We start from the raw sequence: 24,398 nt of genomic DNA, 5'->3' as shown, positions 1-24,398 counted from the left end.
TCTGACAGCCATCCCCTCGCCCGCCGCCCCGTCCTATACCCCGAATAGCGTTGTCCCTGCGTGCAATGCAACAAAATAGCCAAGGACCGGTGAGGACTTTTTGGAAAAATAGTTTTCAGTCTCCCGAATCGGCCTCGCCCGACACGGCCTTCCCTGGAATCCCAGCTGGGATCATCCGGCCGGGCGCATTCGATTTGGAGCGGGCACGACGAGCGGGACGACAAGATTCCGTATGACACGCCAACCGAAGCGAGGCACAGTTGTGCCGCGCTGCCCCGTTCGTTATCGCGTCCGCTTCGGGATCGAATTCCACTCATGTCCTTCTCGCCGCTCTCCCATGGCCTTTGGGCCGTGACCGCCCCGCCCGCCCCCGATCTTTCGACGCTGCAGGAGGGCCTGACCGTGGACGTCGCCGTCGTCGGCGCCGGCTTCACCGGCCTTTCGGCGGCGCTGTCGCTTGCCCGGGAGGGGGCGAGCGTCGCGGTGCTGGAGGCGGAGGAGATCGGGTTTGGCGGGTCCGGCCGCAATGTCGGCCTGGTCAATGCCGGCCTCTGGATGCGGCCCGACGACATCTGCAAGGCGCTCGGTCCGAAGCATGGCGAGCGGCTGCTGGAGCGCCTCGGCAACGGTCCGCACGAGGTCTTTCGCCTGATCGAGAGCTTCGGGATTGCCTGTGAAGCCAATCCCGCCGGCACCTTGCATTGCGCCGCCGACGAGGCGGGCCTTGCCGACCTGCGCCGGCGCGAGATCGAATGGCAGCGGCGGCGGGCGCCCGTGGAGCTCCTCGACCGGCAGGAAACCGCCCGGCTGGTCGGCAGCCCGGCCTATGCCGGGGCGCTGCTCGACCGGCGCGCGGGAACGCTGCAGCCGCTGGCCTATGTCCGCGGGCTCGCCAGGGCCGCGCTTGCCCATGGCGCGCGGATCTTCGTCCGCAGCCCCGTCCAGACCATGCAGCGGACATCGGGCCTGTGGGACCTTCGGACGGCGAAGGGCCGCGTGCGTGCCGAGCGACTGGTTCTTGCCAGCAACCTCTATTCGGCGGCCGCGACGGCGCCGATCGCATCGGAAATGGTGTGCCTGCCCTATTTCAATTTCTCGACGCCGCCGCTGGACGATGAGCTGCGACGGACGATCCTGCCCGAGGCGCACGGCGCCTGGGACACGAAGACGGTCCTCACCTCGATCAGGCTCGACGCCGAAGGGCGACTTGTCATCGGCAGCGTCGGCGCCCTGCGGGCCGGCGGCCTCGGCCTCCACAAGGCGTGGGCGCAAAGAACCATGCACCGGCTGTTTCCCGTGCTTCGGGGGATCGGTTTCGAGCACGGGTGGTACGGCTGGATCGGGATGACGGACGACAGCATTCCGCGCCTGCATGCCCCCGGCGACGGCTCGGTCACCATCTGCGGCTACAACGGCCGGGGCATTTCGCCGGGAACGGTGTTCGGCCAGATCCTGGCGGACTATGTGGCCGGGCGAACCGGCGAGGCCGACCTGCCCCTGCCGGTGACGCCGGTTCACCTGCCGCTCGCGCGCGGGGCCCGGTCGCTTGTCGTGGAGGCGGGCGCTCAGGCGGCCCATTTCGTTGGTGCCAGGGCGTTGCCGCTCTCGGGCCAATAGGGCGTTTCACGTGAAATCGGAAGGCCGGCAAGCGAAGCCGGCCATGCCGGGCCGTCTCAGCTGGAAAAGGTGATCGTGTCCGACACCCGCGGCCGCATGGAGAAGAAGCGATCGAAAGTATAGCCGTGATTGTTGCCGAAGCCGGCCCAGTTGGTCGCGATCAGCCACTGGTAGGCGTAGCTGACCTCGACGACAATCAGTTGAGTTCCCGACGGGATGGCATCGGCGCCCACGGTGATGGGCCCGTTTGCGCCCGACGAGAGCGCCGTCGCGCCGTTGTAGGCCTTCGACCAGACCACCTTGTTCTTGTCGTCAACGACGCTGACCACGATCCGCAGACCGGATGTGCTGTAGGGCGAGAGGATCGCGTCGGCAGCCTCAAAGATCCCGTTCATCTCGCTTGTCGTCATCGTGCTCGACTGACCGACCAAGTCCGCGATCGTGAAGGAAATGCGGTCGACGCGGCGCGAGACCCGCAGGACCTCTCCGATTTCCGATGTCCCGAGGAAAAGGAGCAGAAGAATCGGAGCGATGAAGGCGAATTCCACGGCGGCGACGCCGCCCGTGGCACGTCCGAACGCCCCAAGACGGCCGAGCATGCCCGAAGCGGCGGATGACGGGCGATGGCTCCGACGATGCCCCCGGATGCCCATCGCGGCCACTTTCAGCGTCATTTCCGTCCAAAACCGCCTGAGAACATACGGGCCGGATTTTCTCCGAAGGTCATCGATCTGCATCAGAAGGGCTCGTTTCGGAATATGGCGGTGGCATTCAGCAGGATCGTACCATTGGCTCCAACACTGCCGCTGACGGGCAGAAGCCCAAGGAGACGAGTCCACGGCAGGAAAATGCGCACTTCGACGATCTGGCTGGTCGAGCCCACGTTGAAGCTTGTACTGGTCAGAAGATTGCCGTCGGCATCGAGAGGCAAGGCCGTCGACGCGTCGGCGAAGCTCGCAAGCACCTGTGAATCCACGTAAATCTTGTTCGAACAATCGAAAAGATCGAACATCTTGTCACAAACGGCGGACTTGAAATCATCGACGGACATGCTGCTGTTCTGCGCCTGACCGGTCTTGATCAAGCGCGCCGCATCGGAAACGCTCTGGTCCAGCACGGATTCGGTGAAGTACATCAGGCCCGTTTCCGTGAGCGCTCCGCAAAAAGCGAGGAAAGGGAAGGCCAGGATCGCAAACTCGATCGCCGTCGCGCCCCGCCGTTCCGCCGTGAAGCGCCGGAACAGACGCCCGATTCTTCGCCATCGCTTTCTCATGCCGAAACCCGCAATCTGGAGATAACCGATAGAATTTCCTGGAAGACAGACGTCAGGGCGCCTGGATTGGTCACGTTGTAGTAGTACGACTCCGCTGTCGCGCAACTCTTCAGCAACGCCTCGTCGCCGTCGATCACCCGAATGGTGAAGATCGTGATATCGCTATTCTTGATGTTGGTGCACGTTGCCGTCGTGGACGAGTCAATCGTGGAAACGTTGCTGGTCAGCGTGCTTTGCGTATTCTCACCGTCGGTGAGAAGAACAAGATAGCGCGAGATCTTCCGGGTCGACGTCTCCGTGGCCGCGTTCGACGTCGGCTTGCCGGGCGACAGGCTGTTCCAGCCCCAGAGCAGTCCGATCGGAATGTTGGTGTTGCCGCCGGCCTTGAGGTTGCCAACCATCGTCGCCAACCCGCTGTAGTCGGTCGTCAGCGGCTTGAGGGCGGTCGGGGTTCCCTGATCGTAGCAGTATGAAGAGGCTCGCGGATATTTTTCCGCCGTTGTCGGTGGGCTGGAAATGGAGATGTTGTTCAGATAGGTGCCCGATCGGTCGCCTACGCAGCCAAGCCAACTGGTCGACGTTTTCGAGCACTTGTAAGTCCAGGTGCTATAGTCGAAGTACCAAGTCGTGCAATAAGCAGCATCTTTGGGCCCCAGCCAGTTTGCGCCGCTGTAGGAGGTTCCCACATTCACCGTGACTGCATAGGGAATGACCGCGACCGAGGTTCGGCCCTTCTTGCCGGCCTCGCTGTTCTGGATCGTCGTCAGAAGAGACTTCGCCGCATCCTTCAGGTCATCGAGCTTGGTCTTGCCCCAGCTCGACCCCGGATTGCCCATCGAACCGGTCGTATCGAGAACGAGCCCGATTTCGGCGTAGTCGACGCCGTTCTGCACTGTCGACGAAATACCGAGGTCCATGTCGGAGATGTTCAGGAGACCCATGAAGGTCGTCGGCATGGACGCCGAAGCCGTCGCCGTGACCGTCCCGGTTGTCGCGTTCTGCGTATAGGTCAGGGAAAAATTCTCGAGCGCGGTCGAATTCATGTTGAGCGCGACGAGGGCATCCTTGTGGGCCTCGATCTCATCGCTCGTCATCCCCGCCTCGATGTCCTTGGCGATGGCAAGTGCGGCCATGTCCGTGACAATCTGCATCTTCGTCCGTTGCTGCGCGGCGCGGGAATAGTCGATGGCCATCCCCGCGGCCCCGAACAGAACCAGGGACATGAAGGCGGCCATGATGGCGAAATTGCCCGAGCGATCCGAAACGAAAGCTCTCAGAAGCGTCTTCCCGAAGGGAACTGCTCGCTTAACTGAAGACTTCAACTTCTTCATCTTACGATCCCGTGCGCCTGAATTGAGATCGAGCGCCCAAGGGTGAAAGCCACGACACACGCTATGCCGGACTACCCTCATACCTCGACTTTCCGAGTCCACAGCATCGCCGGACTACAGTTTATGTCGTGTAAATTTGAGACAAAAGCGGCGCTAATCCTTCGAATTGACTTAACAGACCCAAAATCCGGAACAAGAAAGATGGGGCTATCCGCCGCGCCGCAATGACACGGCGGACAGGGCTGTCAGTTCATTTCGGACGGGTGCATCAGGACGTGACCCGCAGCTTGGAGATGACCTTCAGGATCTCCTGGAACACCGATGTCAGGGCCGTCGAGTCCGTCACATTGTAGTAGTATTCCGACGAAGACGCGCATTCCTTCAGCAGCGATTCATTCCCGTCGACCACGCGAATGGTGAAGATGGTGATGTCGTTGCTCTTGATGCCGGAGCAGGTTGCCCTCGTCGCCGAGTCGATCGAGGAAACGTTCGAGGTCAACGTGCTTTGCGTGTTGTTGCCGTCGGTCAGAAGGATCAGGTAGCGGGACGTCGTATCGGTCGACCCCGCCATGGTGGCGCTGGAGGTCGGCGCGCCCGGCGTGAGGCTGTTCCAGCCCCAGATCAATCCGCTCGGAATGTTGGTGTTGCCACCGGCCGACAGGCTGTTGACCATCGTGGTGAGCGCGCTGAAGTCGGTCGAGAGCGGCTTGAGGGCAGTCGGCAGCGAGTAGCGCCCGGCGCAGTAGGCGGAGGCGCGAGGATATTTCTCGCTCGTCGTGGGCGGGCTGGAGATGGAGATGCTGGTCTGGTAGGTGCTCGACCGGTCGCCGACGCAGCCAAGCCAGGTCGTGGACGTGCTTCTGCAGTTGTTGTAGCGGTCATAGGACGTGCAGTAGGTGGAATCCTTCGGCCCCAGCCAGTTGGCGCCGCTGTAGGACGTTCCGACATTGACGGCGACGGCGTAGGGAACGATCGAGACCGCGGTTCGACCTGCCTGCCCGGCGGCACTGTTCTGGATCGTCGACAAAAGCGATGTCGTCGCGCTCTTCAGATCGTCGAGCTTGCTCACACCATAGCTCGAACCCGGATTGTTCATCGATCCGGTCGTGTCGAGAACAAGGGCGATTTGAACATAGTCGACGCCGTTCTGAACCGTGGACGAGATGCCGAGGTCCACGTCGTGGATGTTGAACAGCCCCATGAAGGTCGTCGGCATGGACGCCGACGCCGAGGCCGTCACCGTTCTTGCGGCCGGGTCCTGTCTGTAGGTGAGCGCGAAGTTGTCGACCTCGTTGGAATTGAAGTTCAGCGCGATGAGCGCGTCCTTGTGGGCGTCGATCTCGTCGCTCGTCTTGCCCGCCTCGATGTCCTTGGCGATGGCAAGGGCCGCCATGTCGGTGACGATCTGCATCTTGGTCCGCTGCTGGGCGGCGCGGGAATAGTCGATGGCCATGCCCGCCGCGCCGAGAAGAACCAGGATCATGAAGGCTGCCATGATGGCGAAATTGCCAGACCGGTCCGAAGCGAAGGCTTTGAGATGCTTCGATCCGGAAGAAATTCCTTTTCGAACTGAAGACGAAATCCTGTTCATGACGCGGCCCCACGAGACTGAAATCAGGTCGAGCGCAAGGGGCCAGAGCCACGACATCTGGCATGCTGGACGGCCCCCGAGCCTCGACTGTCCGAGGCGAGAGCATCATCGCGCCATAGTTGACGGGCCGTATATTTTCAGGGTCGCCAGGCTGCAATCCTCTCCAAAGGATTAACAGAGCCAAAATGCAAAAGAATGGATTTGAGACTATCTATCTTGCTGAAAAATTTTGCTAAAATTCATGTTTCGGATTTCAATCCAGGGTCGTCCATGCGGGCCGGATTCGATCGGGCCCGCGCAGGCCTTCATAGGCTGCTGCAAGGGCCAGCGTGAAGCGATCGCCATGGCGCGGGCCGACGATCTGGAGACCGATCGGCATCGCCGATGACGACCAGGCGCAGTTGATCGAGATGGCCGGCTGCTCGCCCATGTTCCAGGGCAGGGTGAAGGCGATATGTTCAAAGGGGCGCTCGGGATCGTCGATCGGAGAGGCCATTTCGGCCGAGAAGGAAATCACCGGCGCGACGGGCGACAGGACGGCGTCGACCGTGCCGAAGAGAGCGGCGGTGCGGCGGCGCATCTCGTAGGTGCCATTGAAGCCCTCCAGGGCACGCAATCCCGAGATCCCGGCGCCTTTCCCGGCCCATGCAAGCACATAGGGCAGCATGCGGGCACGCGCCTCCGGCGGCAGTTTTTCAAGGTCCACCCAGGCCCGGCAGCGCCAGAAATCGTCCATGCCGTCGAGAAGCGCGCGGTCGAGGATCCCGGGCACCGGCACGATCGTCGCGCCGTGCCGCTCCAGAAGGCGGGCGGCGGCCTCGACGGCCACGAGGATCTCGTCCTCCACGGCAAGCCCCACCCCCGCATCGAGCATCAATCCGATGCGCAGGCCCCCGAGATCAATGTCGAGATCCATCCAGTCGACCGCCTCCGGCGCAAGGGATGTCGCGTCACGCGCGTCGGGCAGCGCAAGGACGCCCATCGTCAGAGCCGCATCGGCGACGGTGCGGGTCATCGGGCCGGCACAGCGGCCAAGGTAGTAGGGGTCGATCGGCACGCGGCCGTTGCTTGGCTTGAAGCCGACGATGCCGCACCAGCCTGCGGGCAGGCGGATCGAGCCGCCGATATCCGTGCCGACATGCAGCGGACCGAGGCCGGCCGCCGCAGCGGCCGCCGCTCCGGAACTCGAACCACCCGGATTGCAGTCGAGATTCCAGGGATTGCGCGTCACGGGATGAAAGCTGGACAGCCCCGAGGACAGCATGCCGATGTCGGGGCAGGTGGTCTTGGCGAAGATGACGGCGCCAGCCTCCCGCAGCCGCTCGGCCGCCGGTGCATCCCGTTCGGCCGGGACGAGCGGCGTCGCCGCGCTGCCGAGAGGCACCGGCACACCCTTGGTCGCGATCAGCTCCTTGATCGTGACGGGCATGCCGTCGAGAGGCCCGAGAGCTTCGCCGCGCGCCCAGCGTTCGCTGGCAAGCGTTGCCGCATGGCGCGCGCCTTCCGGATCATAGGCATAGAGCGAGCGGATGCGCGGCTCGACGACGTCGATGCGGCGGACCAGCTCCTCGAAAAGGTCGAGCGGGGAAAGGCGGCATTTGCCGAAGGCGTCGGCGAGTTCGACGGCAGACAGATCAAGGGGCGACGTCGTCGAAAGGCTGGTCATGCGAACCGGTCGTGATGAAATCGGGACCGAAGGATCGCGGATAGCCGTTCCGGCGTCAATCGGCGGAGAGGGTCGCCGCCGGCTGCCCGCGGGCAAACGGGACCGGTGCGGCGACAAGGTCTTCGGCCCCAGCATTGCTGCCCTGATTCGCATGCCATTTCCGGGATGAAGAAGGGCTGCTATCCATGTGTCCTGGGGGACGTTGCGGGCATGCATCTTGCTGCCTGTCGGGCAGTCTTTGCATGGATGAGGGGGCAAGAGTGGCGCAAGCCATCGTTTTGGGCGCCGGCATGGTCGGCATTTCGGCAGCGCTGCACCTGCAGCAGCGCGGTTTCGACGTAACCCTCGTCGACCGGCGCGAGCCGGGCGAGGAGACGAGCTACGGCAATGCAGGCATCATCCAGACCGAGGCGGTCGAGCCCTATGCCATGCCGCAGGATCTGGCGACGCTGTTTGCCATTGCCCTGCAACGCAGCAACGACGTCCATTTCCATTGGCGCGCCTTTCCCTCCTATGCCCGGCCGCTGCTGGCCTACTGGTGGAATTCCACCGGTTCGGTCTACCAGCGCATCGCGCGGACCTATTCAGGCCTGATCGTGCGGGCGAGCGAGGAGCATCAGCCGTTCATCGAGGCGTCGGGCAGCGACGGCCTGATCCGGCGGACGGGCTATCGCTCGCTCTACCGGACCGCATCGAGGCTCGCCAAGGCGAAGGCGGCCGCACAACGGATCAAGGATACCTACGGCGTCGATTCGGATGTCATCGAACCGGAGGCCCTGACGGCGGCGGAGCCGGCGCTGAAGACAGGCGGCGCAGGTGCGATCCACTGGAAGCCGTCCTGGTCGGTGCGCGATCCCGGCGCGCTTGCCGCCGCCTACGCCCGGCTCTTTGTCGAGCGCGGCGGCAACATCATCCGTGCCGATGCCATGGGGCTGGCCCAGACACCGGCTGGCGGCTGGCGACTACCCGTCGGCGACGGGACAATCGAGGCCGAGCATGCGGTGATTGCGCTCGGTCCGTGGTCGCCGCATCTGGCCCTGAAATTCGGCTACAAGGTGCCGATGTTCCTCAAGCGCGGCTATCACCAGCATTACCTGCTGGAGCCGCAGTTGCAGATGCCGCTGCACGATCCGGAGCGCGGCTACTTCATGGCGCCGATGGTCCGGGGCCTTCGCATCACAACGGGTGCGGAACTCGCCGAGCAGTCGGCAAGCCAGACACCGGTGCAGCTCATGAAAGCGGAAACTGCGGCAAAGGAGTTGTTGCCGCTCGGCGCGAAGGTCGAGAACATGCCCTGGCTCGGTGCACGGCCCTGCATGCCGGACATGTTGCCGGTCGTCGGGCCGTCCAGCCGGCACAAGGGCCTGTGGTTCGACTTCGGCCATGGGCACCAGGGCCTGACGCTTGGCCCCGCGACCGGACGGCTGCTCGCGGAGATGATGACCGGCGAGGCCCCGATCGTCGATCCGACGCCGTTCAGCCCCGCCCGTTTCCGATAATCCCGGAGCGCCGATGCCTTGGGCGTCCACGGCTGCGTTCGGCTCAATGCCGGCTTTCTGCCAGCTTGCCCAGAAGCCGGATCAGTCGATCGTGCTCCTCAGCACCGAGCACGGAGACGAACCGGGCCTGATGTTCGGCCTGAAGCTCCATCGCCCTGGCGAGAAGGGCGCGGCCCTTGCGGGTCAGATGCAGGGCATAGGACCGCCGGTCGCTCGCCGACGGCCGACGCTCGATCAGGCCCCGGCCTTCGAGGTCATTGACCATCACGACGAAATTGGTGCGCTGGAGGCCGAGGGCCGCGCTGACGTCCGACTGGTTGAGACCGGGATTCTTCTGAATGACAAGCAGCGTGTAAAAATAGGCAGGCCTCAGGTCAGCCGCCGCGAGCGTCCGGATGAAATCGTCAGAAATTGTCAGTTGCGCCCGGCGGATGGCGTAGCCGAGGAAAGACGGCAATGCCCCGAGATCAACCATCCTCTCCCCTGGCTCGCCGGATTCCGTTTCGCCCGCTGCCGGCAAATCACCTTTACCATTATCCACTTGTGTTTGTTCGCCCATCTCATTCTCTCGATGGTCAAGAGGTCAAAAGATCTTCCTTCTCATCGCACGGCCGGGAGTGCCCCTGCTCCAACCGAGATGCTGGCCTCGCGATTACCGAAAGGCCGGAAGTCTTTCTCAATATTCTTTTTTTGTTTCCGATGTGAACGAAAATCGGTCGATTTTCAGAGTTATCAGACATGTTTTCACTGTAAATTGGTATGATTTCTATCAGGCTACCGAAGTTTTAATTCTTGACTTTGTTTTTCTACAATTTTCACTTTGGAAAATTTGCATAATATTGCACAATATTACACGCTGTCGCGACAGACTGCTTCAAGGCAGAAATCTGCTTGCCGGCTTACTAAAACTCATAAAATTCAAGGCATTGACCCGGCTGCCCGCAACCTTGGGCGCCCGAATGCCGCGACTGTCGTCGCGATGGCGAGGTCATGCCTTCCCGGATTTGCGCCAGCCGATGTCGTGATGGCGTCCGACCGGTCGCAGGACAGAGAGTCCGTCGCGGCAATCAGCGAGCATCCCGAAGAGGCGAACCCGATTGCCGCGTCATCGCCGCGTGCCGATCGTCTGCATGCGGCCAGCCATAATCACTTCATTGACCAAGGAGGTCGAAGTATCGATCCCGTATGCATTCGAAGACCTATGCCAGCATAATTGTATTATTTCCTTAGCATTCACCCATTCTTATCTATTCAGTATAGATTCCAATCCGGTTTGCAAATTTTTTATTCAATTCCGCTTTGATCTGCATGAAGTATGAACCGGCATCTATCGAAGATAGCTCCCTGCCGTAGTTGTTTTTCCGTATGCGGAAATTGTCCGGCACTCAAGAAGGGGCGATGAAATTGGAAATACTTATCGTCGACGACAACCGGACAAGTCTGACCTATCTGCGCCGTCTGGTGGAGCAGGTCGACGGCTGCACTGCCCAAGCCTTCCTCCGCCCGGAAGACGCTTTCGCGCATGCCTCCGAACATGGCTGCGACGTCCTGTTCGTCGACTTCCGCATGCCGGGCATGGACGGCATCACGCTTCTTCGCCAGATGCGCCAGTGGGACTGCATGGCGGGCGTGCCGGCGGTGATGATCACCAGCGAGGAAGAGCTCGGCCTCAGGCAGTCGGCCCTCGATGTCGGCGCGACCAGCTTCATGAAGAAGCCGATCGATCCGGTCGAGTTCCGCACACGTCTGAAGAACCTGATCGCCCTGCGCCGGGCGCACAACGCAGAGACGCACCGCGCGCAATGGCTCAGCGAGGAGGTCGCCAAGGCGACGCGCACCATTGCGGCGCGCGAAGAGGAGCTGATCATGCGCCTGGCGCGCGCCGTCGAGCTGCGCGACGGGGGAACCGGCGAGCATATCGACCGGATCGCCCACTTCTCGCAGATGATCGGCGAGGCCATCGGGCTCGACGACGAGGCGCTTCGCACGCTCTTTCTTGCCTCTCCCATGCACGACATCGGCAAGCTCTCCGTGCCGGATTCGATCCTGCTCAAGCCCGGACGGCTGACGGACGAGGAGCGGGCGGTCATGCAACGCCATACGACCGACGGCTTCAAGATCCTGGAAAACAGCGAGGTTCCTCTTCTGAAGAGCGCCGCCGACATCGCCCTCGGCCATCACGAGCATTTCGACGGGAACGGATATCCCCACGGCCTGCAGAAGACCGACATCCCGCTCCCCGCAAGGATCGTCGCAGTCGCCGATGTCTTCGACGCCCTGACCAGCGTGCGACCCTACAAGGACGCCTGGCCGATCGAGCGGGCCATCGACCATATGCGCCAGCAATCCGGAAAGCACTTCGATCCGGCCTGTCTCGACGCCTTCGAGAAAAGGCTCGATGACATCGTTGTCTTCCGGCAGGAGGCCGACGATCCGGTGGGGACCGCCGCCTGATCGGACCGCCCTGCTTCACCGCCGCCCTGCTTCACCGGGGCAACGACACTTTGCGCCGCGACACGATCCCGCCGATCACCGTCCTGCGGCAGCGCGAACGACGACGCCGGCCCTAGGATGCACGGCCCGTCCCAAACCTGATGGCCGCGCGAGGCTGCCGGCCGAATTCGAGGACCAACCAATGATGCGCAAGACAATCGCCTTCCGTTCGACCGTCCTGGCCGCCGTCCTGGCCTTTGCGCCGGCCGCCATGGCCGGCAGCCTGCCGGCGCCCACGGGCGACGTGATCCTCACCGTGACCGGCAAGATCGAGAACACCAATGTCGACGGCACGGCCCAGTTCGACCGCGCCATGCTGGAGGCCCTGCCCGGCCGACATGCGACGATGGAAACGCCGTGGACGGAAGGCAAGGTGAGCTTCGACGGCCCGCTTGGACGAGCCCTGATGGAGGCCGTCGGCGCGACGGGCGACAATCTCAACGTCGTCGCCCTCAACGACTATGCCGCCGAGGTGCCGATGGCAGACGTCCTCGACCACGACACCATCTTCGCCACCAAGATGAACGGCGAGGAAATGTCGGTCCGCGACAAGGGTCCGCTCTTCCTGATCTATCCGTTCGACAAGGAAGCCGACCTCTATAACGAGAAGTATTTCTCGCGCAGCGTCTGGCAGATCAAGTCGATCGACGTTCGCTGATGTCTGTCTGCTCCAGAGTCAGATCCCTGGCCTTCCGGCTCGACCCGGGCATCCGGATCGCCGGATTGCTCGGTCTGGCAAGTGTTCTTATCGTCATCGGCGTCTTTGCGCTGCTGGTGACACGGGACCGCCAGATCGCCGCAAGCGTGCGCGAGGACGCGCTCTGGGGCGCTTATCAGCTCGACCGCGAGACGGTGCGCCTTGCCGTCGAACTCAGGACGCCACGCGACGAGTTCGATGCCAAGGCCACCGGCCTGCGCTTCGACATCGTCTACAGCCGGCTCAGGATTTTGAAGAGTGGGAAGTTCCCCAGGATCTTCGGGGCCGACGAGACGTTTCAGGGACTGCTCCGCGAGGTCTCCAAGGGCATCGAGGAAATCGTGCCCATTTTCGACCGCCTGATCGTCGAAAAGCACTTCCAACCCGGTGAGCGGGACTTCCTCATCCGGCATGTGGAGGCGTTGTCAAAGGCGACGGCCGCCATCGTCATGCATGCCGATTCGAGCAGCAAGGCGTTACGGGTCGACAATCGCCAGGAGACGTTAAGCCTGCACTGGATGCTCGCGGCCGGCGTCTGCATGCTGACCCTTGCCATGATCGGCATCATCGTTCTGATGGCCCGCCAGATGACCTGCCTCAGGCAGTCTCGCGCCGCAATCGAAAACCTCAACAGCGAACTGAAGATCAAGGCCGACGAGGCGCTCGCCGGAACGCGGGCGAAATCCCAGTTCCTTGCCACCATGAGCCACGAAATCCGCACGCCGATGAACGGCGTCATTGGCGCGACCCAGCTTCTCATGGACTCGCGCCTGACGCCGGAACAGTCCGATCTTGCGTGGATCATCCGGACCTGCGGCGTGGCGCTTCTCGACATCATCAACGACGTTCTCGACTACTCCAAGCTGGAAGCCGGACGGCTCGATATCGATCTCTCGCCGATGGACCTGCGCGCCAGCCTTCAGCATGTCGAAACGATCATGGGCCCGAAGGCGGCGGACAAGGCGCTCGGCTTCGAGATGCGGATCGATCCCGACGTGCCGGACAGGATCATTTCGGACCAGACGCGCATCCGGCAGGTGCTGCTCAATCTCGTCAGCAATGCCGTCAAGTTCACCAGCAAGGGCGAGGTCACGGTCACGGTCAGCCGCAGGCATGATCCGGACGGCCAGATGCGCCTCGTCTTCTTCGTCGCCGACACGGGCATGGGTATCGAGGAGGAGGCCAGAGGCCGCCTTTTCGTGGAATTCAGCCAGCTCGAGGCCTCGATGGCACGGCGCTTCGGCGGCAGCGGCCTCGGCCTTGCCATCTGCCGGCGACTGATCGAACTGCTCGGCGGGCGGATCGGCGTGGAGAGCGTCGTCGGCTCCGGCAGTCTCTTCTGGTTCGACGTGCCGGTCGCGGAGGCTCCCGCCGAAGCGACAGCGGCCGCGGACGCGCTGCCCGTTGCCGCGGACCAGATCTCCCCGCTTTCGATCCTCCTCGCCGAGGACAATGCGGTGAACCGGCGCGTCGCGGAACTCACGCTGGCCCGTCTCGGCCATCGCGTGACATTTGCCCGCGATGGCGGGGAAGCTGTCGAAGCGGCGGCACAAGGCCGGTTCGACGCCATTCTCATGGACATGCAGATGCCGCACATGGACGGGCTGGAGGCCACGCGGCGCATCCGCGCCCTTGGCGGCGAGGCTGGATGCGTGCCGATCATCGCCATGACGGCCAATGCCTCGGCGGAAGACCGGCAGGCCTGCCTTGCCGCGGGAATGGACGACTTCACCACCAAGCCGATCGATCAGGACGCGCTCGTCCGGGCCCTCATGACAGTCCGGGGCCCAGCGCAGGCGCGCGCTCATCCGGTCCAATCGTGCCCTGCGGATGGTCCGGCCTGCGAAACGCCGGCAGCTCTCAAGACGGCATCGCCATCGGATGTCATCGCCCGCATTCCGATCGGCCCGGCAGACGGAGCCACCGAGGCCCCCGCCAGCTTGAACCCAGCAGCCGACCTTGCGGCCCGAGAGATGCTCGAAAGAGAGTTCGGGACCGACATCCTGGCCGAACTGACCCAGATGTTCTTTGAAGATGCCGAGGAGCTCATCAACGATCTGGAGGCGGCCATTGCCACCGGCTCGGCAGACGCGCTGCGGCATGCCGCCCATACGCTGCGTGGCTCGGCTGCCAACGCGGGCCTGCCCAGCGTCGCGGATGCATGCGATCATCTGCGCAGCACCGGCCTTGCGGCCGGGATCGAGGGAACGACGGCGGCGATGGCGCAGTTGCGCCGGACCCTCTCTCTTGCCAGAGAGAAGTTCCTGCCACCGCTCCGGGCATCCGACGCCGCCTGAGCGGCCGCGGCCTCACATCAGAAGGTCGGCCAGATCTCCATCGACGACGAGCTGATCGACGAAGCCGGTCGCGAGCATCGCCCGCACCGGTTCGGCCTTGATGCGGCCGGCGGCGAGCAGGACAACCTCGTGCTCGTGCAGATCGTCCATCGTCACCGAGATAGTGCGGTTGTTGAGGTCGCTCGGCACAAGCCGTCCCTTGGCGTCGAAGAACTTGCCCGTGGAATCGACGACGGCGCCGGACGCGGCGAGCGAAGCGAATTCATCCGCCGTCACGAGGCCGCTCGAATAAAGGGTCGAGCCTTCCCGGCACTCGCCGCAGCCGACGAAATAGATGTCGGCGGACCGGGCGACTTCCAGCGTTTCGCGCACGATGCGCTGGCTCATGATGACCGAGTAGTCCGCCTCGCTGTCGACGAGATAGGGCGCGGCCAGGAAATAGGCCTCGCCGCCGCAGCTCGTGGCAAGCTGGATGCAGACATCGAAGGGATTGGCCTTTGCGGTTCGCGTCAGCGAGCCGACCAGCGAGACGAAGCGCACGTCCTTCTTGCGGACCCCCGACAGCGCCTCGGCCATGCGGGCAATCGTGCGGCCGAGCCCGATGCCGACGGTCACCGGGCCTTCCTTCTGCAGCTTTCTGGACAGGAGACCGGCCGCGGCAATGCCGACGGCCCGGCGGGCGACCTCTTCCTCGGCTTCCGACGAAGGCCGGCCCGGGTCGACACCAAGGCGCGGCGTGACGATGCAGCCGCGCAGGCCGTAGTTGGCAATCAGCCGGTCCGCCGCCTCAAGGGTTGCCGTCGTGTCGTGCTCGATGGCGATGCGGACGATGCCGCGCTCGCGCGCCTCGGCCAGCATGCGCGTCACGCGGAAGCGCGAGATACCGAGGGCCTGGCCGACCTCCTCCTGACTCTGGCCGCCGACGTAGTAAAGCCAGGCGGAACGAACGAGAAGGTCGTCATCCTTGGGTATTTCGAGCATGGCAGCTTCCGGTCAAGTTGGCATACGGGACCCAGATGATCAGGCTGGTTGTCCGTATCCGCCCGGCGTTTCCCGCTCATTCCAGCGGAGAAATCGGCCCAGGCGTGTTTCCGGGTGGGCGATGTGATCAGGGAAACGGTCGCTGACAGAACTGAACCGTCGAACCATTCCAAATGCACATTCCGACTTATCCTGCACCGATGCAAGTGAGCATTCGCTCAGCGCAGGATGAAAAGATCATCAAAAACGGGGCGTTCGAGCCCCCCCTATAAAAAATGCCGGGCAGCGCGACTGCCCGGCATTTCCTATTCGTGGTCCGATCTCAACGAAGCAGCTCAGCTTGCTTCGGCTTCGGCCTTGATCTCCTGCCCGGTCTCCTGGTCGACGACCTTCATGGACAGGCGGACCTTGCCGCGATCATCGAAGCCCATGAGCTTGACCCAGACCTTGTCGCCTTCCTTGACCACGTCCTTGACGTTGGCAACGCGCTGCGGAGCGAGCTGCGAAACGTGGACGAGGCCGTCGCGGGAGCCGAAGAAGTTCACGAAGGCGCCGAAGTCGACGACCTTGACGACCGTCCCCTCGTAGATGGCGCCGACTTCCGGATCGGCTGCGATGCCCTTGATCCAGTTGAGCGCGGCGGTGATCGCCTTGCCGTCGGAGGAGGCCACCTTGACGGTGCCGTCGTCCTCGATATTCACCTTGGCGCCGGTCTTTTCCACGATCTCGCGGATGACCTTGCCGCCGGTGCCGATGACTTCACGGATCTTGTCGACCGGGATCTTGATGACCTCGATGCGCGGCGCATGCTCGCCGAGCGACGCGCGGGCGCCGGTGATGGCCTTGGCCATCTCGCCGAGGATGTGAAGACGGCCGCCCTTCGCCTGATCCAGCGCGACCTTCATGATCTCCTCGGTGATACCGGTGATCTTGATGTCCATCTGCAGCGAGGTGACGCCGTTCTCGGTGCCGGCGACCTTGAAGTCCATGTCGCCGAGGTGATCCTCGTCGCCAAGAATGTCGGAGAGCACCGCGAAGCGCTCGCCTTCCTTGATGAGGCCCATGGCGATGCCGGCCGTCGCGGCCTTCATCGGAACGCCTGCATCCATCAGCGCCAGCGAGGAGCCGCAGACGGTCGCCATCGAGGACGAGCCGTTGGACTCGGTGATCTCGGAGACGATGCGGATGGTGTAGGGGAAGTCGTGGTGCTGCGGCAGCATCGGGTGCACGGCTCGCCAGGCGAGCTTGCCGTGGCCGATTTCGCGGCGGCCCGGAGAACCCATGCGGCCCGTCTCGCCCACGGAGTAGGGCGGGAAGTTGTAGTGCAGCATGAAGTTCTGCTTGTAGGTGCCCTCGAGGGCATCCACGAACTGCTCGTCCTCGCCGGTGCCGAGCGTTGCGACCACGAGGGCCTGCGTCTCGCCGCGGGTGAAGAGGGCCGAGCCGTGGGCGCGCGGCAGAACGCCGACTTCGGCGACGATCGGGCGGACCGTGACGAGGTCACGGCCGTCAATGCGGCTGCCGGTGTCGAGAATGTTCCAGCGGACGATCTTGGCCTGCAGTTCCTTGAAGACCGCGCCGACCTCTTCCTTGCTGTATTTCGGCTCTTCACCCTCGGGGAAGAAGGCCGCGGTCACCTTCGCCTTGGCGGCGTCGACGGCAACATACCGCTCCTGCTTGGCGGTGATCTTGTAGGCCTCGCGCAGATCGGCCTCGGCGATCTCGAGCATGGTCTTCTCGATCTCGGAGACGTCCTTCTGCTTGAACTCGCGCGGCTCCTTGGCGGCACGCTCGGCCAGCTTGATGATCGCGTCGATGACCGGCTGCATCTGGGCGTGGCCGAACATCACGGCGGCGAGCATCGTCTGCTCGTCAAGCTCCTGAGCCTCCGACTCCACCATCAGCACGGCGTCGATGGTGCCGGCGACGACGAGGTCGAGCTTGCTGTCAACCATGCGGTCGACGGGCGGGTTGAGCATGAATTCGCCGTCGAAATAGCCGACGCGGGCGCCGCCGATCGGGCCCATGAAGGGCACGCCGGAGAGCGTCAGGGCGGCGGAGGCGGCGACCATGGCGAGAATGTCCGGCGCGCTTTCCATGTCATGGGAGAGCACCGTGACGATCACCTGGGTGTCGCACTTGTAGCCGTCGGCGAAAAGCGGGCGGATGGGGCGGTCGATGAGACGCGAGGTCAGCGTCTCATGCTCGGAGGGACGACCCTCGCGCTTGAAATAGCCACCGGGAATCTTGCCGGCCGCGAAGGCCTTTTCCTGGTAGTTGACGGTCAGGGGGAAGAAGTCCTGGCCGGGCTTGGGCTCCTTGGCCGAGACGACGGTGGCGAGCACCGTGGTGTCGCCGTAGCTGGCGAGCACGGCGCCGTCGGCCTGACGGGCGATGCGCCCGGTTTCGAGCACGAGCGGGCGTCCGCCCCATTCGATCTCGACGCGTTGGGTATCAAACATGGTCTGCCTTTCCAGCATTCTTGGCAGAGCGCGCTATACAGATCCCGTTCCGGGTTTTCATCACGGGCAAGACGGCAAGACGCTCTCCGGCGGAAACTCCGCGACTTTACGGAAAGCACCCGGCGATCCTGCCCCATGATGGCGATCGCTCTGCGTTTGATCGGCGGTCGCGAAACCGGCCCGCATGACCGGGTTTCCTTCGCCGAAGGGTCATTAAACATCGAAGGGGCGGACCTTGCGGCCGCCCCGTTCGGGTGTGGGCGTCAGCGGCGCAGGCCGAGACGACCGATCAGGGTCTGGTAGCGCTCGACGTCGTTGCGCTTCAGGTAGTCCAGAAGCTGGCGACGCTGGCTCACGAGCTTGAGCAGACCGCGGCGGGAATGGTTGTCCTTGCCGTGGGTCTTGAAGTGCTCGGTCAGGTTGGAAATGCGCTCCGAAAGGATGGCGACCTGGACTTCCGGCGAGCCGGTGTCGTTGGCCTTGGTGCCGTATTCGGTGATCAGCGCGGCCTTGCGCTCCGCAGTAATCGACATCGGGTTTCCTTTTGTTGTCGACGGAAGCCTCAGCTTCGCGTCAGGTTGAACACGCGCTTGGGGTGAAACTCACCACGTTCGATGTCCCCGAGGGCCACGAGCTGGCCTCGGCAGGCGGCGTAAGCCGGTCCTTCGAACGTAGGAGCATCCCGTCCGCGCAGGAGAACCGGCTGACCGTTTTTCAGCCGGTTCGCGTCCGCTTCGCTCAGGGCCAGCGCCGGGATGTCGTCCAGCGCGGTCTCGATGGGGCGGATCAGTTTTGCAAGGTCGTCCTCGCGCGCGGGACTATGCCGCAAGGCTTCCAGCATTTCCAGTGAAATCATGTCGTCTTCGTCAAACGGGCCGACGACGAGCCGGCGCAATTCGACGACGTGGCCGCGGCAGCCGAGCTGGCGGCCCATGTCCCGCGCCAGCGCGCGGACATAGGTGCCCTTGCCGCATTCGGCCTCGAAGACGGCCGTATCGGCATCCGGGCACTCGACGAGATCGAGCGCATGGATTTCGATCGGCCGGGCGGCAAGCTCCACCTCCTCGCCGGCGCGGGCAAGGTCGTAGGCGCGCTCGCCGTCGACCTTGATCGCCGAGAAGGCCGGCGGCACCTGCATGATGACGCCCTCGAAGTCGTCGAGGATGGTGTTGATCTCGTCGGCGGTCGGCCGACTTTCGGCGGTCGCAACCACCTCGCCCTCGGCATCGTCCGTCGTCGTCTCGGCGCCCCAGCGCACCGTGAAGCGGTAGACCTTCTCGCCGTCCATGACGAAGGGCACGGTCTTGGTCGCCTCTCCGAGCGCGATCGGCAGCATGCCCGAGGCGAGCGGATCGAGCGTTCCGGCATGGCCGGCCTTCGACGTGCCTACGAGGCGCTTCACGGCGCCGACGGCCTGCGTCGAGGTCATGCCAAAAGGCTTGTCGAGCACGACCCAGCCGTGCACGTCGTTTTTCTTCTGTTTTCTTGCCATGTCGTCTTGGTCAATCGTCGCAGGAAGCGGGGATCGGACCCGAGCAGCCGCGCGGATAATCACATGACGCGCCTGTTACAGGGGATCCGGCCCGGATGCAAGACACAGACGAACACGGCATCCATGCATGACGCGGCGAACGCGGCCGTCAGAGCGCCGGCTGCTGTGCTCCGGCCGCGATACCCTCCGCCGGCGTTGGCACCCGGCGCGGTATTCTGATCTGTGCCGCCAGAAGGCTTGCCGCGACCAGAATCAGGCCCGCCGTCTGAAGCGCGGTGAAATTCTCGCCGGCAACCAGCCAGCCGAGCAGCACCGCCGTCACCGGGCTCAGGAAGCCGAGCGGAGAGACGAGGGTGGGGTCCAGGCGGGCGAGCCCGCGGAACCAGATCAGGTAGGTCAGCGCCGCGCCGACAAGACCGAGATAGGCAAGACCGGCCAGATTGCCGGCGGTGAAGTGCACGGCTCCAAGATCGATCCACCAGAGCGCGGGCAGCAGCAGAAGGCCGCCCGCGGCAAGCTGCCAGGCCGTGAAGGTGACCAGAGGCACGGAGGGCTGCCAGCGGCGGGTGAGCACGGTGCCCGCCGCCATGGAGGCCGCTCCCGCAAAACCAGCGGCAACGCCGAGAGGGTCCAGCGCAGCCTCGGGCGTCAAGATGAGAAGGGCGACACCGAGCATGCCGGTGACGGCAGCCACGACGGAGACAGCCCGGACCGGCGTGCCCAGCACAAGCCGCGCCAGAAAGACGACGACGAGCGGCTGGACGGCGCCGACCGTCGCGGCCAGACCTCCGGGAAGCCGGTAGGCGGCCACGAACAGCATCCACCAGAAGATCGAGAAATTGAGCGCGCCGAGGCAGAAGACACGGACCCACCAGATGCCCGCGGGCAGGCGCCGCACGATCAGGATGAGCAGAAGGCCGGCGGGAAGGGCCCGCAGCAGGGCGACCAGAAGAGGATCGAATCCGGCGAGCCACGTCGTCGCGACAAGGTAGCTCGTGCCCCATATCACCGGCGCGAGGGCCGTCAGGGCAAGGTCGAGGGCGGTTTTCATCGGGATCTCCCATTTATCTTGATTTCAAGATATTCCCATAAATCTTGACGTCAAGATAAAATCGTGGTCGATGTCCCGTATGGATGACGTCGACAAGATCATTGCCCAATGGAACCGCGAGCGGCCGGACCTCGATGTCGGACCGATGGCGCTTCTGGGCCGTCTCGGGCGCCTGCGCGAGCGGCTCCTGCGGGAGGTGGAGAAAGTTTTTTCCGCGTATGGATTGAACAGCGCCGGGTTCGATGTGCTGGCGACCCTGCGCCGCTCCGGCCCGCCCTACAGTCTTTCGCCGGGCGAACTGATGGGCCAGATGATGATCACATCCGGCACCATGACCAACCGGGTGGACCAGCTCATCAAGGCGGGGCTGGTGAGCCGGACACAAAATCCGGACGACCGACGCGGGATGATCATTTCGCTGACGCCGACCGGGTTCGACCTGATCGAGAAGGCCGTGGCCGCGCATGTCGCCAACCAGCACCGTCTGGTCGCGTCGCTCAGCCGCGAGGAACAGGACGCGCTCAACCAGCTACTGAAGACCTATCTCGCCAGGCTCGATAACGCCGATCAGTGAAGAGATTTCGCCGTCCGATGTGCCTGCATCCGGCGGGCAAGCCGGGCGGCGACTGCGCCGGAGCATTCCCGCTCAGAGCGGAGCCCAGGAAATGCTCTAGGTTTCGTCGTCGTCGGCCTTCAGGTCGCGCGCCACGTCGGGCGAGCGCAGCAATGCATCGATCCGGTCGGTTTCATCGAAACGCGTGTCGTATTTGAAGCGAAGGTCGGGGGCGAACTTCAGGTTCACCTTGTGCGCCACCTGACCGCGCAGCCATTTGGCATGACGACCAAGCGCCTTGACGGCGTTCGACGCATCGCCGCCCGCCGTCAAAGTCACGAAGACGGTCGCATGCTTCAGGTCAGGCGACATGCGCACTTCCGGAACCGTGATCATCATCGCCTCGATCTCGGGATCGGCGATCTCACCGCGCGCGAGGATCTCCGCCACGACATGACGGATCAGTTCGCCGACGCGAAGCTGGCGCTGGGAGGGCATGCCGGGCGCCGTACCGGCGTGATGTCGAGCCATTGTCGTTTAAAGCATTGTTCCGATTCCTGAATCAGAACAGTGCCCAATCCCCTTGCTGATGCATCCAGTGTTTCGAAGCGGGGCTCCATCCCCGTTCGAGCCGGAGACGGGCCTATCGGCTGGATTGCCTTGATCCATATGCAATCGAGGCCGCGCGGTATCCGCACGGCCTCGACCAGGTCACTCTCAGGCCGCGATCAGAGCGTGCGCGCGATTTCCTCGACGCGGAAACACTCGATGATGTCGCCGGCCCGCATGTCCTGATAGTTCTCGAAGTTCATGCCGCACTCCTGTCCGGCGTGGACTTCCTTCACCTCGTCCTTGAAGCGCTTCAGCGTACCGAGCTTGCCTTCGTGGATCACGACGTTGTCGCGGATCAGGCGCACCTGCGCGCCGCGTTCCACGGAGCCCTCGATCACGCGGCAGCCAGCCACCTTGCCGACCTTGGTGATGTTGAAGATCTCCAGGATCTCCGCATTGCCAAGGAAGGTTTCGCGCCGCTCCGGCGACAGCATGCCGCTCATCGCCGCCTTCACGTCATCCACGAGGTTGTAGATGATGTTGTAGTAGCGGATTTCGATGCCGGCACGATCGGCCGCGGACCGGGCCTGGGCGTTGGCACGAACGTTGAAGCCGATGATCGCCGCCTCGGACGCTTCCGCGAGGGTGATGTCGGATTCGGTGATGCCGCCGACGCCGCCGTGGATGACGCGGGCCATGACCTCGTCGTTGCCGAGCTTTTCCAGCGCGCCGATGATCGCTTCCAGCGAACCTTGCACGTCGGTCTTGACCAGCAGCGGGAACTCCTTGCGCCCGGCCGTCTGCAGTTTCGTCATCATCTGCTCGAGCGAACCGCGGCTGCCGGCGGCGCTCTTGTGGAGCGTCTCGCGCTTCACGCGCTGGCGGTATTCGGTGATCTCGCGGCCACGAGCCTCGTTCTCGACCACCGCGACGCGGTCGCCGGCATCGGGCGTGCCCTGGAAGCCGAGGACCTCCACCGGTGTCGACGGACCGGCTTCCTGGACCTGCTCGCCCTTGTCGTTGAGCATGGCGCGAACGCGGCCCCATTCGGAACCGGCCACGACGATGTCGCCAACCTTGAGCGTACCGCGCTGAACGAGCACGGAAGCGACCGGACCACGGCCCTTGTCGAGCTTGGCCTCGATGACGATGCCTTCGGCGGACCGGTCCGGATTGGCCTTGAGTTCAAGGACTTCGGACTGAAGCAGGATCGCCTCGAGCAGCTTGTCGAGATTGGTGCCCTTGAGCGCCGAAACCTCGACCTCGAGCGTGTCGCCGCCCATCGATTCCACCACGACCTCGTGACGCAACAGTTCGGTGCGCACATGGTCCGGATTGGCGCTCGGCTTGTCCATCTTGTTGATGGCCACGATGATCGGAACGCCCGCCGCACGGGCGTGCGAGATCGCCTCGATCGTCTGCGGCATGACGCCATCGTCCGCCGCCACGACAAGGATGACGATGTCGGTCGCCTTGGCGCCGCGGGCGCGCATCGCCGTGAAGGCGGCGTGGCCGGGCGTGTCGATGAAGGTGATCTTCTGGCCGTTCTGCTCGACCTGATAGGCACCGATATGCTGGGTGATGCCGCCGGCCTCGCCCGAAACCACATTGGCGTGGCGCAGGGCGTCGAGCAGCGATGTCTTGCCGTGGTCGACGTGGCCCATGACGGTCACGATCGGCGGGCGCGGCGTGGTGTCGTCGTCGTGATCGGGTTCGGCGTAGAGACCCTCCTCGACGTCGGCCTCGGAGACGCGCTTGACCGTGTGACCCATCTCCGTCGCGATCAGCTCGGCCGTATCGGCGTCGATCACGTCGTTGATCTTCAGCATCTGGCCCTGCTTCATCAGCAGCTTGATGACGTCGACCGCACGCTCGGCCATACGGTTGGCGAGTTCCTGGATGGTGATCGCCTCGGGGAGAACGACCTCGCGGAGCACCTTCTCGCGCGGGCCGGACTGATGGGCGCGCTTTTCCTTCTCGCGGCGGCGTCGCAGCGAGGCAAGCGAGCGACCGCGCTGGCTGTCGTCGCCATCCACGGTGGCAGCGGCAATGGTCAGGCGGCCCTTGCGGCGATCGTCGGCACCGCGCTTCGGCGCCGGCTTGGGCGCCTCAGGGGTCCGCGCCTTGCGGACGGGACCGCCACGGCTTGCGCCCTCGGACTCCTCTTCCTCGGGCACCACGGCAGCCGGACGAATCCTGGTGGCAGGTGCCGTTGCCGCAGCGGGCTCGGGCGTCGCTTCCACCGGGCTTGCGGGCGCAGCGGGCGCTGCCTCTTCCGCCGTTACGGCGGACTCGGCGGCTTGCGCGGCACGGACGGCTTCTTCTTCGGCGGCACGCTTGGCGGCGGCTTCGGCCTCAATGCGCTCGGCTTCGGCGCGCACGGCGGCGAGGCGCTCTTCCTCGGCGCGGCGCACGGCCTCTTCCTCGGCGCGCTTGCGCTCCTCGATCTCGCGCTGGCGAGCCTCGGCGAGTGCCTGGGCGCGGGCCTCGATCTCATCCTGATTGAGCGAACGCAGCACAACACCGGACCGGCGCTGACCACCGGACTGCTGACGCTGCTGACCACCGCCCTCACGGGGCTTCAGCGTCACGGCCGGAGGAGCTGCCTGTGCCTGAGACGGTTCGGGAGCACGCGGCGCGGCGGCCGCAGGCGCGGGCGTCTCATCGCCACGAAGGCCACGGCTCTTCTTCTTTTCAACCACGACGGCCTTGGTGCGCCCGTGACTGAAACTTTGCCGGACCGTTCCCTGCTCGACCGTGCGACGAAGAGTGAGGGTTTTCTTCGAATTCACGCTCAGGGTCTTGTCATCGGTGTTCTTCGTGTCGCTCATACCGTCTTCTAT

Annotated in this window: 19 protein-coding genes; 6 read left to right on the top strand and 13 right to left on the bottom strand. The window is 64.0% G+C overall.

Annotated features, from left to right (window positions below):
- Positions 1–315: 315 nt before the first annotated feature.
- The gene (locus tag HDIA_RS23600; protein WP_099558454.1) at positions 316–1,617 is read left to right on the top strand and encodes an NAD(P)/FAD-dependent oxidoreductase; all 1,302 of its coding nucleotides are present in this window, start codon (positions 316–318) and stop codon (positions 1,615–1,617) included.
- A gap of 56 nt (positions 1,618–1,673) precedes the next feature.
- Here HDIA_RS23600 and HDIA_RS23595 read toward each other — a convergent pair whose 3' ends face one another.
- The 5 genes from HDIA_RS23595 to HDIA_RS23575 all read right to left on the bottom strand — a co-directional run bounded on the left by HDIA_RS23595 (position 1,674) and on the right by HDIA_RS23575 (position 7,478).
- Complete coding sequence (locus HDIA_RS23595) at positions 1,674–2,291, bottom strand: TadE/TadG family type IV pilus assembly protein (protein ID WP_157775799.1); 618 nt, start codon at positions 2,289–2,291, stop codon at positions 1,674–1,676.
- A 62-nt stretch (positions 2,292–2,353) separates the two neighbouring features.
- Positions 2,354–2,890 carry a TadE/TadG family type IV pilus assembly protein gene (locus HDIA_RS25915; RefSeq protein WP_099558452.1) on the bottom strand — a complete coding sequence of 179 codons (537 nt, stop codon included), beginning with the start codon at positions 2,888–2,890 and terminating at the stop codon, positions 2,354–2,356.
- Complete coding sequence (locus HDIA_RS23585) at positions 2,887–4,221, bottom strand: pilus assembly protein (protein WP_162292687.1); 1,335 nt, start codon at positions 4,219–4,221, stop codon at positions 2,887–2,889. The genes HDIA_RS25915 and HDIA_RS23585 overlap by 4 nt, the downstream gene beginning before the upstream one ends.
- Positions 4,222–4,489: 268 nt before the next feature.
- On the bottom strand, positions 4,490–5,812 hold the full coding sequence (locus HDIA_RS23580) for a vWA domain-containing protein (RefSeq protein WP_281259971.1): 1,323 nt from the start codon (positions 5,810–5,812) through the stop codon (positions 4,490–4,492).
- A 253-nt stretch (positions 5,813–6,065) separates the two neighbouring features.
- Complete coding sequence (locus HDIA_RS23575) at positions 6,066–7,478, bottom strand: amidase (RefSeq protein WP_099558449.1); 1,413 nt, start codon at positions 7,476–7,478, stop codon at positions 6,066–6,068.
- 260 nt (positions 7,479–7,738) lie between these two features.
- On the opposite strand from HDIA_RS23575, the gene HDIA_RS23570 reads away from it, so the two are divergent.
- Complete coding sequence (locus HDIA_RS23570; RefSeq protein ID WP_162292685.1) at positions 7,739–8,977, top strand: NAD(P)/FAD-dependent oxidoreductase; 1,239 nt, start codon at positions 7,739–7,741, stop codon at positions 8,975–8,977.
- A gap of 43 nt (positions 8,978–9,020) precedes the next feature.
- On the opposite strand, the gene HDIA_RS23565 is transcribed toward HDIA_RS23570, so the two are convergent.
- Positions 9,021–9,536, bottom strand: a complete 516-nt coding sequence (locus HDIA_RS23565; RefSeq protein ID WP_099558447.1) for a MarR family winged helix-turn-helix transcriptional regulator — start codon at positions 9,534–9,536, stop codon at positions 9,021–9,023.
- Positions 9,537–10,381: 845 nt separating this feature from the next.
- Here HDIA_RS23565 and HDIA_RS23560 point away from each other — a divergent pair.
- From HDIA_RS23560 to HDIA_RS23550, 3 genes are all read left to right on the top strand, one after another.
- Positions 10,382–11,431, top strand: coding sequence for a response regulator (locus tag HDIA_RS23560; protein WP_162292684.1), 1,050 nt, complete (start codon positions 10,382–10,384; stop codon positions 11,429–11,431).
- A gap of 181 nt (positions 11,432–11,612) precedes the next feature.
- Positions 11,613–12,128, top strand: a complete 516-nt coding sequence (locus tag HDIA_RS23555) for a putative pterin-binding protein (RefSeq protein ID WP_099558445.1) — start codon at positions 11,613–11,615, stop codon at positions 12,126–12,128.
- Complete coding sequence (locus HDIA_RS23550) at positions 12,128–14,464, top strand: response regulator (protein ID WP_099558444.1); 2,337 nt, start codon at positions 12,128–12,130, stop codon at positions 14,462–14,464. Before HDIA_RS23555 ends, HDIA_RS23550 begins: the two co-directional genes overlap by 1 nt.
- 12 nt (positions 14,465–14,476) lie before the next feature.
- Here HDIA_RS23550 and HDIA_RS23545 read toward each other — a convergent pair whose 3' ends face one another.
- From HDIA_RS23545 to HDIA_RS23525, 5 genes are all read right to left on the bottom strand, one after another.
- A complete protein-coding gene (locus HDIA_RS23545) occupies positions 14,477–15,445 on the bottom strand; it encodes a sugar-binding transcriptional regulator (RefSeq protein ID WP_099558443.1) in 969 nt (322 codons plus the stop codon).
- A gap of 335 nt (positions 15,446–15,780) precedes the next feature.
- On the bottom strand, positions 15,781–17,907 hold the full coding sequence (gene pnp, locus HDIA_RS23540; RefSeq protein WP_099558442.1) for a polyribonucleotide nucleotidyltransferase: 2,127 nt from the start codon (positions 17,905–17,907) through the stop codon (positions 15,781–15,783).
- Between the two features lie 263 nt (positions 17,908–18,170).
- Positions 18,171–18,440 (bottom strand): 30S ribosomal protein S15, encoded by a 270-nt coding sequence (gene rpsO, locus HDIA_RS23535; RefSeq protein ID WP_099558441.1) that lies wholly within the window; start codon positions 18,438–18,440, stop codon positions 18,171–18,173.
- A gap of 29 nt (positions 18,441–18,469) precedes the next feature.
- Positions 18,470–19,399, bottom strand: coding sequence for a tRNA pseudouridine(55) synthase TruB (truB, locus tag HDIA_RS23530; RefSeq protein ID WP_099558440.1), 930 nt, complete (start codon positions 19,397–19,399; stop codon positions 18,470–18,472).
- Between the two features lie 148 nt (positions 19,400–19,547).
- The gene (locus HDIA_RS23525; protein ID WP_099558439.1) at positions 19,548–20,450 is read right to left on the bottom strand and encodes a DMT family transporter; all 903 of its coding nucleotides are present in this window, start codon (positions 20,448–20,450) and stop codon (positions 19,548–19,550) included.
- Between the two features lie 79 nt (positions 20,451–20,529).
- Between HDIA_RS23525 and HDIA_RS23520 the strand changes: the two genes are divergently transcribed.
- Positions 20,530–21,024: a MarR family winged helix-turn-helix transcriptional regulator gene (locus HDIA_RS23520; RefSeq protein WP_099558438.1), complete on the top strand. Its 495-nt coding sequence runs from the start codon at positions 20,530–20,532 to the stop codon at positions 21,022–21,024.
- A gap of 96 nt (positions 21,025–21,120) precedes the next feature.
- On the opposite strand, the gene rbfA is transcribed toward HDIA_RS23520, so the two are convergent.
- The gene (gene rbfA, locus HDIA_RS23515) at positions 21,121–21,534 is read right to left on the bottom strand and encodes a 30S ribosome-binding factor RbfA (RefSeq protein WP_099558437.1); all 414 of its coding nucleotides are present in this window, start codon (positions 21,532–21,534) and stop codon (positions 21,121–21,123) included.
- Between the two features lie 197 nt (positions 21,535–21,731).
- Positions 21,732–24,386 carry a translation initiation factor IF-2 gene (gene infB / locus HDIA_RS23510; RefSeq protein WP_099558436.1) on the bottom strand — a complete coding sequence of 885 codons (2,655 nt, stop codon included), beginning with the start codon at positions 24,384–24,386 and terminating at the stop codon, positions 21,732–21,734.
- Positions 24,387–24,398: the final 12 nt, after the last annotated feature.

The sequence above is a fragment of the Hartmannibacter diazotrophicus genome (assembly GCF_900231165.1).
GTDB lineage: Bacteria > Pseudomonadota > Alphaproteobacteria > Rhizobiales > Pleomorphomonadaceae > Hartmannibacter > Hartmannibacter diazotrophicus.
This window is presented reverse-complemented; position numbering and strand designations above follow the sequence as displayed.